This is a genomic window from Citrobacter sp. Cpo030 (assembly GCF_030333005.1).
GTDB lineage: Bacteria > Pseudomonadota > Gammaproteobacteria > Enterobacterales > Enterobacteriaceae > Citrobacter > Citrobacter portucalensis.
Map to the genome: position 1 here is coordinate 210,268 of NZ_JAOWGT010000069.1, position 14,700 is coordinate 224,967.

Below are 14,700 nucleotides of genomic sequence, written 5' to 3' on the forward strand. Positions count from 1 at the left end.
CCTGATAAGTGCAACGCTTTCAGGCATTTCAGCTATAGCGCGTTTTTTGAAGAAGAGAGCTGTTTCTTTTCGTAATCCCGTTTAACAATCTCCAGCGCCTTCAGTACGGTTTCAGGCGCAACCTGATTTTCCTCAAGTAAAACAATCAAATCGACGGCCAGTTTGACCTCGTCCGGGGCGTTCTCTAATGACATAAATTCTCCGGGGATTAACGGGTTAAACGCGCCAGCACGTTTTCTATTCTTGCCAGAGCATGGCGACAGCGCGCCAGTCGCGCCTCGAATGCTTCTACTTCACGATGCAGTTTTTGCTGTTCTTCAAAGCCGGTAGCCTGAGCCAGACGCTCTTTGCGTTCACGCGTCATTTCAACCAGACGGCGTTCAAATTCCTGATGTTGGACCCGCTTGCGCTGCCAGCGCGCCAGACCTGGAGAAGCGCTGTCCCACTCTCGAAGGGACCAACTGGCGGTTTCACGTGAAATCGCCTCTAACTGTGAGGCAAGGTGTTCCGCAAGCCAGGTGATTTGCGGGAGTTGCTGCTGCTCAACGGCACGACGCAGGGCAGTAAGATTATCGTCAGCCTCATCCAGACAAGCCTGCAGCAACGTGCTGCGCGTGTGAAACAGATGCCTGTCAAAGCGGGCGCTAAGCGTTGTGTGATGCGCCAGCGGAGCACAACGCTGTCGCAGGCGGTTAAGCTGGTTTTCGAGCGTCTGTAACAGCATGGCGGTTTTCACAACAACACTCCGATGAAAATGAGAACCGTTATGCTAAAGTAGCGATTCTCTGTGTTAAGTACTCATATTATGCAACGCATTATTCTAATCATCATTGGCTGGATAGCGGTAGTGCTAGGTACGCTGGGCGTTGTATTGCCTCTGTTGCCGACGACGCCGTTTATACTGCTGGCAGCCTGGTGTTTTGCCCGCTCATCGCCGCGTTTTCACGACTGGTTGCTTTACCGTTCGTGGTTCGGCGGGTATTTGCGCCACTGGCAAAAACACCGTGCGATGCCGCCGGGAGCAAAACCGCGCGCTGTTTTGTTGATCCTGGTGACGTTTGGTATTTCACTGTGGCTGGTCAATATGATGTGGGTGCGCGGCCTGCTGCTGGTTATTCTTGCCTGTTTACTGATTTTTATGTGGCGGATCCCGGTGATTGATGAAAAACAACAAAAGCAGTAAAGCGCAATAATCGCTGTTGCAATTGTCTCTCACAGCCAGTAAATTCGACCGTTTTCGAGCACAGGCGCAGGTGGTCAAAGGTTAAGCAAGTGTAACCTTGGCTCTTATATAGACACAAAATCATTCAAGATACGTCGAGGATGAAGTGTTTAGTGCGCCGTGAAGTAATACTGTATTAATCAGGCACAAACTTATGACCGCGACAGCACAGCAGCTTGAGTTTCTCAAAAATAGCATCAAAAGCATCCACGACTACCCAAAACCGGGCATTCTCTTTCGTGATGTCACCAGTTTACTGGAAGACCCGAAAGCCTACGCCCTCAGCATTGAATTGCTGGTTGAACGCTACAAAAATGCGGGTATCACTAAAGTGGTTGGCACCGAAGCGCGTGGCTTCCTGTTTGGCGCGCCGGTAGCGTTGGGTCTGGGCGTCGGCTTTGTTCCGGTACGCAAACCCCGTAAGCTTCCGCGTGAAGTTATTGCTGAGACCTATGAGCTGGAATACGGCACCGATCAGCTGGAAATCCACGTTGATGCCATCAAACCTGGCGATAAAGTGCTGGTTGTGGACGACCTGCTGGCAACTGGCGGCACGATTGAAGCGACTGTGAAGCTGATCCGCCGTCTGGGTGGTGAAGTTACCGATGCTGCTTTTATCATTAACCTGTTTGATCTGGGCGGCGAACAGCGTCTGGAAAAACAGGGGCTGACCTGTTATAGCCTGGTTCCATTCCCGGGCCACTAAGTCGGGCTATCTTATCTCGGTAGACGAATACCGAGACACACAACCTCGCCGTCGCTGCGAGGTTGTGTTAGCATTATCCCCCTGTGAATCCACCCTCCAGCCTTTCAGAGCCTGCCAATGAGTTATCAGGTCTTAGCCCGAAAATGGCGCCCACAAACCTTTGCTGACGTCGTCGGCCAGGAACATGTGCTGACGGCACTGGCGAACGGCTTGTCGTTAGGGCGTATTCATCATGCTTATTTGTTTTCCGGCACCCGTGGCGTCGGGAAAACCTCTATCGCCCGTTTGCTGGCGAAGGGATTAAACTGTGAAACCGGCATCACCGCCACGCCGTGTGGCGTGTGCGATAATTGCCGGGAAATCGAGCAGGGGCGTTTTGTCGATCTGATTGAAATCGACGCCGCCTCACGCACCAAAGTCGAAGACACCCGTGACCTGCTGGATAACGTCCAGTATGCGCCTGCGCGCGGTCGCTTTAAGGTCTACTTGATCGACGAAGTGCACATGCTGTCTCGCCACAGTTTTAATGCCTTGCTGAAAACGCTCGAAGAGCCGCCCGCGCACGTTAAGTTCCTGCTGGCGACTACCGATCCGCAGAAGCTGCCGGTGACTATCCTGTCGCGCTGTCTGCAATTCCATCTTAAAGCGTTGGATGTCGAACAGATTCGCCATCAGCTTGAGCATATCCTCAAAGAAGAGCATATCGCCCATGAACCACGTGCACTGCAACTGCTGGCTCGCGCCGCGGACGGCAGCCTGCGTGATGCGCTGAGCCTGACCGATCAGGCGATCGCCAGCGGCGATGGCCAGGTCTCGACCGAGGCGGTCAGCACTATGCTCGGCACGCTGGACGACGACCAGGCGCTCTCGCTCGTTGAAGCGGTTGTTGCTGCGGACGGCGAACGCGTGATGGCGCTGGTAAACGACGCCGCCGCGCGCGGTATCGAATGGGAAGCGCTGCTGGTTGAGATGTCGGCTTTGCTGCATCGTATTGCCATGGTTCAGCTTTCGCCTGCCGCGCTCGGCAGCGATATGGCCGCCATTGAACAGCGTATGCGTGAACTGGCGCGAATTGTTCCGCCAACCGATGTGCAGCTTTACTACCAAACTTTGTTAATCGGGCGCAAGGAACTGCCATATGCGCCGGACAGGCGAATGGGCGTCGAAATGACGCTGCTGCGTGCGCTGGCTTTTCATCCGCGCATGCCGCTCCCGGAACCTGAAGTTCCACGACAGTCGTTTGCCCCGGTCGCACCCACTGCGGTGATGACCCCGACGCAGGTGCAGCAGCAGCCTGCGCCTGCACAACAGCAACAGAATGTGCCGCTCTCCGATGCCACCAGTCAGGTGTTGGCGGCGCGTAGCCAGTTGCAACGCGCTCAGGGAGCAACCAAAGCAAAAAAGAGTGAACCGGCAGCCGCTTCCCGCGCGCGGCCGGTGAATAATGCTGCGCTGGAAAGACTGGCTTCGGTGTCGGAACGTGTTCAGGCGCGTCCGGCGGTCTCTGCGCTGGAAAAAGCACCGGCGAAGAAAGAAGCGTATCGCTGGAAAGCGACCAATCCTGTTGCAGAAGTTAAAGAAGTCGTTGCCACGCCGAAAGCGCTGAAAAAAGCGCTTGAGCATGAAAAAACGCCGGAACTGGCGGCAAAGCTTGCGGCTGAAGCCATTGAACGCGACCCGTGGGCCGCCCAGGTGAGTCAGCTCTCGCTGCCTAAACTGGTGGAGCAGGTGGCGCTTAATGCCTGGAAAGAAGAGAATGGCAACGTAGTTTGCCTGCATCTGCGTTCCACGCAGCGACACCTAAATTCCAGCGGTGCGCAGCAAAAACTGGCCGAAGCTCTGAGTTCCTTAACTGGGTCAACGGTTGAATTGACCATCGTTGAAGATGATAATCCAGCGGTGCGTACGCCGCTGGAGTGGCGTCAGGCCATTTATGAAGAGAAGCTCGCGCAGGCGCGTGAGTCGATTATTGCGGATAATAACATCCAGACGCTGCGTCGTTTTTTCGATGCGGAGCTGGACGAAGAGAGTATTCGCCCCATTTGATCGTCAGCCTAATGGTTTGACGGTCGTCATCCCTTAACGTGATTGAGAGAGAAGCCTATGTTTGGTAAAGGCGGTCTGGGTAACCTGATGAAACAGGCCCAGCAGATGCAAGAAAAAATGCAGCAGATGCAGGAAGAAGTCGCCAAGCTGGAAGTGACCGGCGAATCTGGCGCGGGTCTGGTAAAAGTGACCATTAACGGCGCGCACAACTGCCGTCGCGTGGAGATCGATCCAAGCCTGCTGGAAGACGACAAAGAGATGCTGGAAGATCTGGTTGCTGCGGCATTCAACGACGCGGCGCGTCGCATTGAAGAGACGCAGAAAGAGAAGATGGCCTCTGTTTCCTCCGGAATGCAGCTGCCGCCTGGCTTTAAGATGCCGTTCTGATGCAAACCAGCCCGCTGTTAACTCAGCTTATGGAAGCACTGCGCTGTCTGCCCGGCGTTGGCCCGAAGTCGGCGCAGCGCATGGCGTTCACGCTACTTCAGCGCGATCGCAGCGGCGGGATGCGTCTGGCACAGGCGTTAACGAAGGCGATGTCGGAAATCGGCCACTGTGCCGATTGCCGCACCTTCACAGAGCAAGACGTCTGCAACATTTGCTCGAACCCGCGTCGCCAGGAAAACGGTCAGATTTGTGTGGTGGAGAGTCCGGCGGACATCTACGCCATTGAGCAAACCGGGCAGTTTTCCGGACGTTACTTCGTGCTGATGGGACACCTGTCGCCGCTGGACGGTATTGGCCCTGATGATATCGGGCTGGATCGTCTCGAACAGCGACTGGAGTCTGAGCAAATCAACGAACTGATCCTGGCGACCAATCCCACGGTCGAAGGAGAGGCGACCGCCAACTATATTGCTGAGCTTTGCATGCAATATGGCGTTGAAGCCAGCCGTATCGCCCATGGCGTTCCGGTAGGCGGCGAGCTGGAAATGGTCGATGGCACTACGCTGTCGCACTCTCTGGCAGGACGACACAAGATTAAATTCTGAACAAACGGAGGCCGCGACGGCGGCTTCCGCTTGAAATCCTTCCCGCTTGTCCCCATTTCACCCTCAACGTGTTTTTACCATTGAAAATGGCATTGTTGAGGTAGATCTACATGAAAGGACAAGAAACTCGTGGTTTTCAGTCAGAAGTAAAACAGCTTCTGCACCTGATGATCCATTCTCTGTATTCCAATAAAGAAATCTTCCTGCGTGAGCTTATCTCTAACGCCTCGGATGCGGCAGACAAGCTGCGTTTCCGCGCCCTGTCTAACCCGGACCTGTATGAAGGCGACGGTGAACTGCGTGTACGTGTTTCCTTCGATAAAGATAAGCGTACGTTGACCATTGCCGATAACGGCGTGGGGATGAACCGTGATGACGTTATCGATCATCTGGGGACCATTGCGAAATCCGGTACTAAATCTTTCCTCGAATCCATGGGTTCCGATCAGGCGAAAGACAGCCAGTTGATCGGCCAGTTCGGGGTGGGCTTCTACTCTGCGTTCATCGTGGCGGACAAAGTCACCGTGCGTACCCGTGCTGCGGGCGATAAGCCGGAAAACGGCGTGTTCTGGGAATCTGCGGGCGAAGGTGAGTACACCGTTGCCGACATCACCAAAGACGATCGCGGCACCGAAATCACCCTGCATCTGCGTGAAGGCGAAGATGAGTTCCTTGATGACTGGCGCGTACGTTCCATCATCAGCAAATATTCCGACCATATCGCGTTGCCGGTAGAGATCGAAAAATCCGAAGAGAAAGACGGCGAGACCGTGGTTTCCTGGGAAAAGATCAACAAGGCGCAGGCGCTGTGGACCCGTAACAAGTCGGAAATCAAAGACGACGAGTACAACGAATTCTACAAGCACATCGCCCACGACTTCACTGACCCGCTGACCTGGAGCCACAACCGTGTGGAAGGTAAGCAGGAGTACACCAGCCTGCTGTACATCCCGTCCCAGGCTCCGTGGGATATGTGGAACCGCGATCACAAGCATGGTCTGAAACTGTACGTCCAGCGTGTGTTTATTATGGACGACGCCGAGCAGTTCATGCCGAACTACCTGCGCTTTGTGCGCGGTCTGATAGATTCCAACGATCTGCCGCTGAACGTTTCCCGTGAGATCCTGCAGGACAGCACAGTCACCCGTAACCTGCGCAGCGCGCTGACCAAACGCGTACTGCAGATGCTGGAAAAACTGGCGAAAGACGACGCGGAAAAATACCAGACCTTCTGGAAACAGTTCGGCCTGGTACTGAAAGAAGGCCCGGCGGAAGATCACGCCAACCAGGAAACGATCGCTAAGCTGATGCGCTTCGCGTCTACGCACACTGACTCCTCCGCACAGACCGTGTCGCTGGAAGACTACGTGTCGCGTATGAAAGAAGGGCAGGAGAAAATCTACTACATCACCGCAGACAGCTATGCGGCAGCGAAGAGCAGCCCGCACCTGGAACTGCTGCGTAAGAAAGGCATTGAAGTCCTGCTGCTTTCTGACCGCATCGATGAGTGGATGATGAACTACCTGACCGAGTTCGACGGTAAGGCATTCCAGTCTGTTGCTAAAGCTGACGAGTCCATCGACAAGCTGGCGGATGAAGTTGATGAATCGGCAAAAGAAGCGGAAAAAGCGCTGACGCCGTTCGTTGAGCGCGTGAAAACCCTGCTGGGCGACCGCGTGAAAGAAGTGCGTCTGACTCACCGTCTGACCGACACGCCAGCCATCGTCACCACCGATGCGGATGAAATGAGCACCCAGATGGCGAAACTGTTTGCCGCTGCGGGCCAGGCCGTACCGGAAGTGAAATATATCTTTGAACTCAACCCGGACCACGTGCTGGTAAAACGCACGGCGGATACCCAGGATGAAGCGCAGTTTAAAGAGTGGGTCGAACTGCTGCTGGATCAGGCGCTGTTTGCTGAGCGCGGCACGCTGGAAGACCCTAACCAGTTTATCCGTCGTATGAACCAGTTGCTGGTGTCCTGATACCCGTAATGTAATGCCGGATGGCGCTAACGCTTATCCGGCCTACAGCATCTCGTAATAGTATGCCGGATACGGTGTTTCCACCGCCATCCGGCATTTTCTCGCCTTATTTTTAATTTTCCCACCGTTAACCGTTTCAGCGTCGGGCGTCTTTCTTGAGCCAATTGCGTGATGGTGGTATCGTTTAGCGCTTTTTAAAAAATATCGACAACCTTTAAGGGGATTTTCGTAATGCGTATCATTCTGCTTGGCGCTCCGGGCGCGGGTAAAGGAACTCAGGCTCAGTTCATCATGGAGAAGTATGGTATTCCGCAAATCTCCACCGGTGATATGCTGCGTGCCGCCGTGAAATCTGGCTCCGAGCTGGGCAAACAAGCGAAAGACATCATGGACGCCGGTAAGCTGGTGACTGATGAGCTGGTGATCGCGCTGGTAAAAGAGCGTATTGCTCAGGAAGACTGCCGTAATGGTTTCCTGCTGGATGGCTTCCCGCGTACTATTCCGCAGGCAGACGCCATGAAAGAAGCGGGCATCAACGTGGACTACGTTCTGGAGTTCGATGTTCCTGACGAACTGATCGTTGACCGTATTGTAGGTCGTCGCGTACACGCTGCTTCTGGCCGCGTTTACCACATCAAATTCAACCCGCCTAAGGTTGAAGGTAAAGACGACGTGACCGGCGAAGAGCTGACCACCCGTAAAGACGATCAGGAAGAGACCGTACGTAAGCGCCTGGTGGAATACCATCAGATGACCGCTCCGCTGATCGGCTACTACTCTAAAGAAGCGCAGGCGGGTAACACCAAATACGCGAAAGTTGACGGTACTCAGGCCGTTGCTGACGTGCGCGCAGCGCTGGAAAAAATCCTCGGCTAATTTTTCGCGTAATAAACCTCTTATCAGGCCTGCCATTATCGCGTAGGCCTGATAAGCGTAGCGCCATCACGCAAATTCTCGTCTTACCTCTCACAGCAATTAGTTCTTCTTTATCGCTTTTCCGCTACAATTATCAACAATTTGAATCGATAAGAGGCGGTAATGCGTCAGACGAAAACCGGTATCCTGCTGGCAAACCTCGGCACTCCCGATGCCCCAACCCCCGAAGCCGTTAAGCGCTACCTGCGCCAGTTTTTAAGCGATCCACGCGTAGTTGATACGTCACCTGCACTGTGGTGGCCGCTGCTGCGTGGGGTGATTTTACCGTTGCGTGCGCCACGCGTAGCCAAGCTGTACCAGTCAATCTGGATGGAAGACGGTTCCCCGCTGATGGTTTATAGCAAGGCACAACAGCGGGCCCTGGCAGAACGCCTACCAAATACCCCTGTCGCGCTGGGAATGAGCTACGGTTCGCCGTCGCTTGAAAGCGCGGTCGATGAACTGTTGGCAAGCGGGGTTGAACACATGGTGGTGTTACCGCTGTACCCGCAATATTCCTGTTCGACGGTGGCGGCCGTCTGGGACGAACTGGCGCGTATCTTAGCGCGTAAACGCGGTATTCCTGGCGTTTCATTTATTCGTGATTACGCCGATGACAGCAGCTACATCGATGCGCTGGCGAAGAGTGCCCGGGATTCATTTGCTCAACACGGTGAACCTGATTTGCTGCTGCTCTCCTACCACGGCATTCCGCAGCGGTACGCCGATGAAGGAGATGACTACCCGCAGCGCTGTCGTGATACCACCCGAGAGTTGGTTTCAGCGCTTGGCCTGCCGCCAGAAAAAGTAATGATGACCTTCCAGTCTCGCTTTGGTCGCGAACCATGGCTGACGCCATATACCGACGAAACGTTAAAAATGCTGGCGGAGAAAGGGACACAACATATCCAGGTTATGTGTCCGGGCTTCTCGGCAGATTGCCTCGAAACGCTGGAAGAGATAGCGGTACAAAACCGGGAGATTTTCCTTGAGGCGGGCGGTAAGCAATATGAGTATATTCCGGCGCTTAATGCCGCACCGGAACATATCGAAATGATGGTTAAACTGACCGACGCTTACCGTTAAAGCTGGGCTCTGAAGTAACGAGCGCCTTCCCGCAACGCATCGTCGGCGGTTTTCATCATTCGCGAATAGTGCAGGAAGGCGTGCAGCGTACCGGGGTACATTTTGTACTGACAGGGCTGCTGATGCGCCTGCAACGTCTGGAATAGTAAGCGGCTATCGTCAATCAGCGGATCAAACTCAGCGCCGGCGATAAAACACGGCGGCACGTCACGCGTCAGATCGTTATTAAACAGGCAATAATACGGTGACTCGCGATCGTCAGCGCTACGCAGGTACGCGTTTTCGTACATCTGCAAGTCCTCGCGGGTTAACCCATCCCACGCTCCGCCCATCAGCCGTCGGCTCAGTGAATCCTGCAGGCCGTAAAGCCCATACCACAACAGCACCCCAGCCACCTTGCCGCAGACAATGCGTTTATCCCGTAGCCACAGCGCGCTGGCAAGCGCCAGCATGGCTCCGGCGGAATCGCCCGCAAAACCGATATGATTCACATTAAGAGAATAGTCGCCAGAGTGCTGATGAAAATACTGGCAGACGGCGGCAATCTCTTCGATGGCTTGCGGGAAACGGGCTTCTGGCGCAAGCGAATAGTCGATACCAATTACCGTGCACTGCGTATAGCGCGCCAGCAAGCGCATAATACGGTCGTGGGTATCCAGATTACCGAGAATAAAACCGCCGCCGTGCAGATAATACAACGTTGCCAGGCTATGGGGCTGCGGTGAGTAAATACGTGTGGCCACGGGGCCGCATGCGGTAGAAATAACGCATTCGCGGGTATTCATCTCTGGGGCATCGGCATTCCACAGCTGCCGTTCATGAATGTAGTGCTGGCGCTGGGCCACGAAGTCATCTGTAGCGGGCCACGGCGGCAGATCGTCGCGATGAAAATTCACCACGCTTTTCATTTCATCCGAAATTCTGTCGAGTACGGGGATCTTGTTTTCCGGCTTCATAAAACGCTCCTTGTGAAGGTGAGTTATTGTAGAAATTAATCCCGTTTAAACTGCGATCTCACCGTCTGATATTGAAACTTAGCGCCGCATCGCATGCGTGGCAGGGAATGTGCTACCATGCATCGCTCAGTTAACCACCCGTAAAATCGACCATGAAATTTCCCGGTAAACGCAAATCCAAACACTATTTTCCCGTCAGCGCGCGCGATCCGTTGCTGCAACAAATTCAGCCAGAAAATGAAACCAGCGCAGCCTGGGTGGTGGGCATCGACCAGACGCTGGTGGATATTGAAGCCAAAGTGGATGATGATTTTGTAAAACGTTATGGATTAAGCGCCGGGCACTCTCTGGTGATTGCCGATGATGTTGCTGAAGCGCTCTACCAGGAACTGGTGCGTGAAAATTTGATCACCCATCAGTTTGCGGGCGGTACTATCGGTAACACGATGCACAACTACTCCGTACTGGCGGATGACCGCTCGGTGCTGCTGGGCGTGATGTGCAGCAATATCGAGATTGGCAGCTATGCGTACCGCTATTTATGCAATACCTCCAGCCGTACCGACCTGAACTACCTGCAAGGCGTTAACGGACCGATTGGCCGCTGCTTTACGCTGATTGGCGAGTCAGGTGAGCGTACCTTCGCAATCAGCCCTGGGCATATGAATAAACTACGGGCGGAGAGCATCCCTGAATCGGTGATTGCTGGCGCGTCCGCACTGGTGCTGACGTCCTATCTGGTGCGCTGCGAGCCGGGCGAGCCGATGCCGGAAGCGACCATGAAGGCGATTGAATATGCCAAAAAACACAATGTGCCGGTGGTTCTGACCCTGGGCACCAAATTCGTCATTGCCGATAACCCGCAGTGGTGGCAGGCATTCCTGAAAGAGCATGTCTCTATTCTGGCGATGAATGAAGAAGAGGCTGAAGCGCTGACTGGCGAGAACGATCCGCTGCTGGCATCTGACAAGGCGCTGGATTGGGTGGATCTGGTGCTGTGCACGGCGGGTCCGGCGGGTCTGTATATGGCGGGCTTTACGGAAGAAGAAGTCAAACGTAAAACCCAGCATCCGCTGCTGCCCGGTGCTATTGCCGAATTTAACCAGTACGAATTCAGCCGCGCCATGCGCCATAAAGACTGTACCAATCCGCTGCGCGTGTATTCGCACATCGCACCGTATATGGGCGGACCTGAAAAGATAATGAACACCAACGGCGCAGGTGATGGCGCGCTGGCGGCATTGCTGCATGATATTACCGCCAACAGCTATCACCGCAGTAACGTGCCTAACTCCAGCAAGCACAAGTTCACCTGGCTGACCTATTCGTCGTTAGCCCAGGTGTGTAAGTATGCTAATCGCGTGAGTTATCAGGTGCTGAACCAGCATTCACCGCGCCTGACGCGCGGTTTGCCGGAACGTGAAGACAGTCTCGAAGAGTCGTATTGGGACCGTTAAATCTTGCATAGGCCGGATAAGCGATAGCGCTATCCGGCACGGACATTAACTGGCCGTAGCAACTTCACCTGCAGGCGGCGTTTCAATCAGCTCCAGCATGGTACGGGCGATTTCGCGCTCACCCATGACGACCTGGTTGGCGCCGCGTTCGGTAATATATTCCACCTCATCGTCATAATGCGCGCGGGCGATAATCTCAATCGACGGGCATTTCTCACGCGCGGAAGCGACAATTTCACCCGCTTCATAACCATTGGGAATGGTCAGCAGCAGCCAGCGCGCGCAATCCAGATGCGCCAGATTCATAATCTCTTCGTTGGCGGCATTTCCCAGTACCGCGCGGATCCCACGCTCGCGCAGTTCATCCACCCGGGTACGTGAGGTTTCGATCACCACCAGCGGGATCCCGGCAGCCATCAATTTCTCACCCAGCAGGCTACCGACGCGACCAAAGCCAACCAGCAGGGCGTGATTGCAGATATCCACCGGAATTTGCTTCTCTTCTTCGATAGCCTCTTCCAGCGTCTGCTCTTCCAGCGTTTCTGTTTTGGCGAGATATTTTTCTAACACCGCGAACAGCACCGGGTTGAGCATGATGGACAGGATTGCCCCCGCCAGTACCAGATTCTGTCCGGCCTGCGGCAGCAGGTTTAACGCCATTCCCAGACCCGCCAGGATAAAGGCAAATTCACCAATCTGCGCCAGGCTGGTGGCAATAGTGAGCGCCGTGCGTTGGGAGTGACCAAACAGGCGCACCAGGAAATAGGCGGCAAGGGATTTACCAAAGATGATAATCGCCAGCGTGCCCAGTACCGCCAACGGCTGCTGGATCAGAACTAACGGATCGAACAGCATCCCGACGGAGACGAAGAACAGCACGGCGAACGCATCGCGCAGCGGCAGAGTATCATGCGCCGCACGGTGGCTTAGTTCAGATTCATTCAGCACCATACCAGCGAAGAACGCGCCCAGCGCAAAGGAGACATCGAACAGCTCTACTGCGCCAAAGGCAATGCCTAAGGCGAGGGCGAGGACTGAGAGGGTAAACAGTTCGCGTGAACCGGTTGCGGCGCTGCGGGCCATAATCCACGGTACCAGGCGACGACCCACCAGCATCATAATCGCGATAAACGCCACCACCTTACCGATGGTAATGCCCATATCGACGGCCAGCGAAGCGAAGCCGACATCTTCTTTTTCCAGCATCCCGGCGACGGCTGGCAGGAGAACCAGCGTCAGCACCATCATCAGATCTTCGACAATCAGCCAGCCAATGGCAATTTGCCCGCGCTGGCTGTCAATGAGCTGTCGTTCTTCAAGCGCGCGCAGTAGTACCACGGTACTGGCGGTTGAAAGACACAGACCAAACACGATCCCCACCATCAGCGACCAGCCTAATACGGCTGAAAGCGCCATACCCAGCAGCGTTGCCACCGCTATCTGGGCAATCGCGCCGGGAATGGCGATAGACTTTACCGCCATCAAATCCTTCAACGAAAAGTGTAGCCCCACGCCGAACATCAGCAGAATAACGCCAAGCTCAGCCAGCTCAGGCGCGAGCTTAGTATCAGCAACAAAACCGGGTGTAAATGGACCGGCCAGAACGCCCGCTAACAGATATCCCACCAGAGGAGAAATACGCAGTTTATTGGCAATCATGCCTAATATAAAAGCGAGCACAAGGCCGCCGACAATGGTGGTGATAAGCGGGGTGGCGTGATGCATTCCGTCTCCTTTGGTTGCTGTGATGATCCTAAAAACCCAAACTACGAGTAATAGTTTATGACAATTTTAATGTTTATGTTTATGAATAATTATTGAATTTTGAAGAAAACGGGATTTTACGCGCAAAAAAGCACGGATCGGAAAAGTACGGTGATATGTGAGAGGTAAAGGCTGATGGCTACTGCAAGTAATGACGGCCAAAATTTACTTTTGGCCGTCAGAAAATCAGGCTTTGTGTCGGTTATCAGGTAAGAATATGGTCAGTATCCCCAGAAGTGGCAGGAAAGCACATATTTTGTAGACCAAATCGATGCTGGTATGGTCGGCTATCAGCCCTAGCACCGCGGCTCCCAAGCCGCCCATGCCGAAGGCAAAACCGAAAAATAGCCCAGAAACCATGCCGATACGCCCAGGAAGCAGCTCCTGCGCGTAGACCAAAATGGCAGAAAACGCCGATGCGAGGATAAAACCAATGATCACGGTTAAAATCCCGGTCCATTCCAGCGTTGCGTAGGGTAAAACGAGGGTAAATGGCGCAACGCCGAGGATAGAGCCCCAAATAACATATTTTCTGCCAATTTTATCGCCTAATGGTCCGCCAATCACCGTCCCGGCCGCGACGGCAAACAGGAAAGCAAACAGGTGAAACTGGGCGTTTTGTACCGATAATCCGAATTTTTGCATCAGATAAAAGGTGTAATAGCTGCTGATGCTCGCCATATAGAAGTATTTGGAGAAAATCAGTACCAGCAGGATGCTTACCGCCAGCACCACTTTATTGCGCGGTAACGGATTTACGATGGCGACTTTCGGTTTTCCTTTACTCATCCGATGCTGCGCAGCGTACCAACGGCTGATTTGTGCCAGGACGACAATCGCTAATAACGCAGCCAGAACAAACCAGGCCACATTACCCTTACCATATGGCGCGATGATGACAGCTGCCAGCAAGGGTCCCAAAGAGCTGCCGAAGTTGCCGCCAACCTGGAAAATTGACTGTGCCAGGCCGTGACGACCGCCGGAGGCCATGCGTGCCACGCGGGACGATTCCGGATGAAATACCGAAGAGCCGGTGCCAACCAGCGCCGCGGCGAGCAGCACCATATGGAAGCTGCCGGCCATGGCTAGCAAAACAAGTCCGCTCAGCGTGAAGCACATCCCAATGGGCAGCGACCACGGCATCGGGTATTTGTCCGTCCAGTAACCCACCACCGGTTGCAGCAGCGAAGAAGCAAGCTGGAAGGTTAGGGTGATCATCCCGATCTGCATGAACGTTAGCGAGAACTCTGACTGCAATAGCGGATAAATCGCCAGGATCAGCGACTGAATCATATCGTTTAGCAAATGGGAGAGGCTGATCGCTCCTAAAATGCCAAATGAGGTGCGTGCTTTAGCAACCGACGCTGACGCGCCAGCCACAGGCTGGGTTGGTTCACTTATTGCCATAGAAAGTCACTTCTGTTTGGGTTGCGATTATGAGGGTAATCAATTTTGTTATTATTACCTGACTAACATACCTGCGGAAGGTGTTTGAAGGAAGTCTCATTTCTGAAAACATTTTCGACTATTATTTCATATCATTGTAATTTCAGTCGTTGATTTTGGCTCAG

At 54.0% G+C, this 14,700-nt stretch carries 14 protein-coding genes and 1 other annotated feature; of the genes, 9 read left to right on the top strand and 5 right to left on the bottom strand.

What is annotated here, in order from left to right:
* Positions 1–32: 32 nt before the first annotated feature.
* On the bottom strand, positions 33–194 hold the full coding sequence (gene rsmS / locus OGY37_RS16625) for a pleiotropic regulatory protein RsmS (protein WP_003021750.1): 162 nt from the start codon (positions 192–194) through the stop codon (positions 33–35).
* 14 nt (positions 195–208) lie between these two features.
* A complete protein-coding gene (gene priC, locus OGY37_RS16630; protein WP_175310247.1) occupies positions 209–736 on the bottom strand; it encodes a primosomal replication protein N'' in 528 nt (175 codons plus the stop codon).
* A gap of 69 nt (positions 737–805) precedes the next feature.
* On the opposite strand from priC, the gene OGY37_RS16635 reads away from it, so the two are divergent.
* The 8 genes from OGY37_RS16635 (at position 806) to hemH (ending at position 8,952) form a co-directional block, all read left to right on the top strand.
* The gene (locus tag OGY37_RS16635) at positions 806–1,183 is read left to right on the top strand and encodes a DUF454 family protein (protein WP_032934350.1); all 378 of its coding nucleotides are present in this window, start codon (positions 806–808) and stop codon (positions 1,181–1,183) included.
* Between the two features lie 193 nt (positions 1,184–1,376).
* Positions 1,377–1,928 carry an adenine phosphoribosyltransferase gene (apt, locus tag OGY37_RS16640; protein WP_003021759.1) on the top strand — a complete coding sequence of 184 codons (552 nt, stop codon included), beginning with the start codon at positions 1,377–1,379 and terminating at the stop codon, positions 1,926–1,928.
* Between the two features lie 117 nt (positions 1,929–2,045).
* On the top strand, positions 2,046–3,974 hold the full coding sequence (gene dnaX, locus OGY37_RS16645; RefSeq protein ID WP_003831049.1) for a DNA polymerase III subunit gamma/tau: 1,929 nt from the start codon (positions 2,046–2,048) through the stop codon (positions 3,972–3,974).
* Positions 3,307–3,371: a sequence feature (DnaX frameshifting element), on the top strand. (Overlaps the previous gene by 65 nt.)
* A 57-nt stretch (positions 3,975–4,031) precedes the next feature.
* A complete protein-coding gene (locus OGY37_RS16650; protein ID WP_003021764.1) occupies positions 4,032–4,361 on the top strand; it encodes a YbaB/EbfC family nucleoid-associated protein in 330 nt (109 codons plus the stop codon).
* Entirely contained in the window at positions 4,361–4,966 is a 606-nt protein-coding gene (gene recR, locus OGY37_RS16655; protein ID WP_003831050.1) for a recombination mediator RecR, read from the top strand. Before OGY37_RS16650 ends, recR begins: the two co-directional genes overlap by 1 nt.
* Positions 4,967–5,076: 110 nt before the next feature.
* Positions 5,077–6,951 (top strand): molecular chaperone HtpG, encoded by a 1,875-nt coding sequence (gene htpG / locus OGY37_RS16660; RefSeq protein WP_032942554.1) that lies wholly within the window; start codon positions 5,077–5,079, stop codon positions 6,949–6,951.
* A 231-nt stretch (positions 6,952–7,182) separates the two neighbouring features.
* On the top strand, positions 7,183–7,827 hold the full coding sequence (adk, locus tag OGY37_RS16665) for an adenylate kinase (RefSeq protein ID WP_003021773.1): 645 nt from the start codon (positions 7,183–7,185) through the stop codon (positions 7,825–7,827).
* Positions 7,828–7,989: 162 nt separating this feature from the next.
* Complete coding sequence (hemH, locus tag OGY37_RS16670) at positions 7,990–8,952, top strand: ferrochelatase (protein ID WP_003831052.1); 963 nt, start codon at positions 7,990–7,992, stop codon at positions 8,950–8,952.
* On the opposite strand, the gene aes is transcribed toward hemH, so the two are convergent.
* Complete coding sequence (aes, locus tag OGY37_RS16675; protein WP_286621268.1) at positions 8,949–9,908, bottom strand: acetyl esterase; 960 nt, start codon at positions 9,906–9,908, stop codon at positions 8,949–8,951. The genes hemH and aes overlap by 4 nt on opposite strands.
* Positions 9,909–10,060: 152 nt before the next feature.
* On the opposite strand from aes, the gene gsk reads away from it, so the two are divergent.
* Positions 10,061–11,365 (top strand): inosine/guanosine kinase, encoded by a 1,305-nt coding sequence (gene gsk / locus OGY37_RS16680; protein WP_003831054.1) that lies wholly within the window; start codon positions 10,061–10,063, stop codon positions 11,363–11,365.
* A gap of 45 nt (positions 11,366–11,410) precedes the next feature.
* On the opposite strand, the gene ybaL is transcribed toward gsk, so the two are convergent.
* Together ybaL and fsr are read right to left on the bottom strand one after the other, a co-directional pair.
* The gene (gene ybaL / locus OGY37_RS16685; protein WP_003021783.1) at positions 11,411–13,090 is read right to left on the bottom strand and encodes a YbaL family putative K(+) efflux transporter; all 1,680 of its coding nucleotides are present in this window, start codon (positions 13,088–13,090) and stop codon (positions 11,411–11,413) included.
* A gap of 225 nt (positions 13,091–13,315) precedes the next feature.
* Positions 13,316–14,536, bottom strand: a complete 1,221-nt coding sequence (gene fsr, locus OGY37_RS16690) for a fosmidomycin MFS transporter (protein ID WP_003021788.1) — start codon at positions 14,534–14,536, stop codon at positions 13,316–13,318.
* Positions 14,537–14,700: the final 164 nt, after the last annotated feature.

Coding starts and splice junctions, on each gene's coding strand:
- dnaX (WP_003831049.1), top strand. CDS start 2,046: ATGAGTTATCAGGTCTTAGCCCGAAAATGGCGCCCACAAACCTTTGCT.
- rsmS (WP_003021750.1), bottom strand. CDS start 194: ATGTCATTAGAGAACGCCCCGGACGAGGTCAAACTGGCCGTCGATTTG.
- adk (WP_003021773.1), top strand. CDS start 7,183: ATGCGTATCATTCTGCTTGGCGCTCCGGGCGCGGGTAAAGGAACTCAG.
- fsr (WP_003021788.1), bottom strand. CDS start 14,536: ATGGCAATAAGTGAACCAACCCAGCCTGTGGCTGGCGCGTCAGCGTCG.
- gsk (WP_003831054.1), top strand. CDS start 10,061: ATGAAATTTCCCGGTAAACGCAAATCCAAACACTATTTTCCCGTCAGC.
- OGY37_RS16635 (WP_032934350.1), top strand. CDS start 806: ATGCAACGCATTATTCTAATCATCATTGGCTGGATAGCGGTAGTGCTA.
- hemH (WP_003831052.1), top strand. CDS start 7,990: ATGCGTCAGACGAAAACCGGTATCCTGCTGGCAAACCTCGGCACTCCC.
- recR (WP_003831050.1), top strand. CDS start 4,361: ATGCAAACCAGCCCGCTGTTAACTCAGCTTATGGAAGCACTGCGCTGT.
- OGY37_RS16650 (WP_003021764.1), top strand. CDS start 4,032: ATGTTTGGTAAAGGCGGTCTGGGTAACCTGATGAAACAGGCCCAGCAG.
- ybaL (WP_003021783.1), bottom strand. CDS start 13,090: ATGCATCACGCCACCCCGCTTATCACCACCATTGTCGGCGGCCTTGTG.
- aes (WP_286621268.1), bottom strand. CDS start 9,908: ATGAAGCCGGAAAACAAGATCCCCGTACTCGACAGAATTTCGGATGAA.
- apt (WP_003021759.1), top strand. CDS start 1,377: ATGACCGCGACAGCACAGCAGCTTGAGTTTCTCAAAAATAGCATCAAA.
- htpG (WP_032942554.1), top strand. CDS start 5,077: ATGAAAGGACAAGAAACTCGTGGTTTTCAGTCAGAAGTAAAACAGCTT.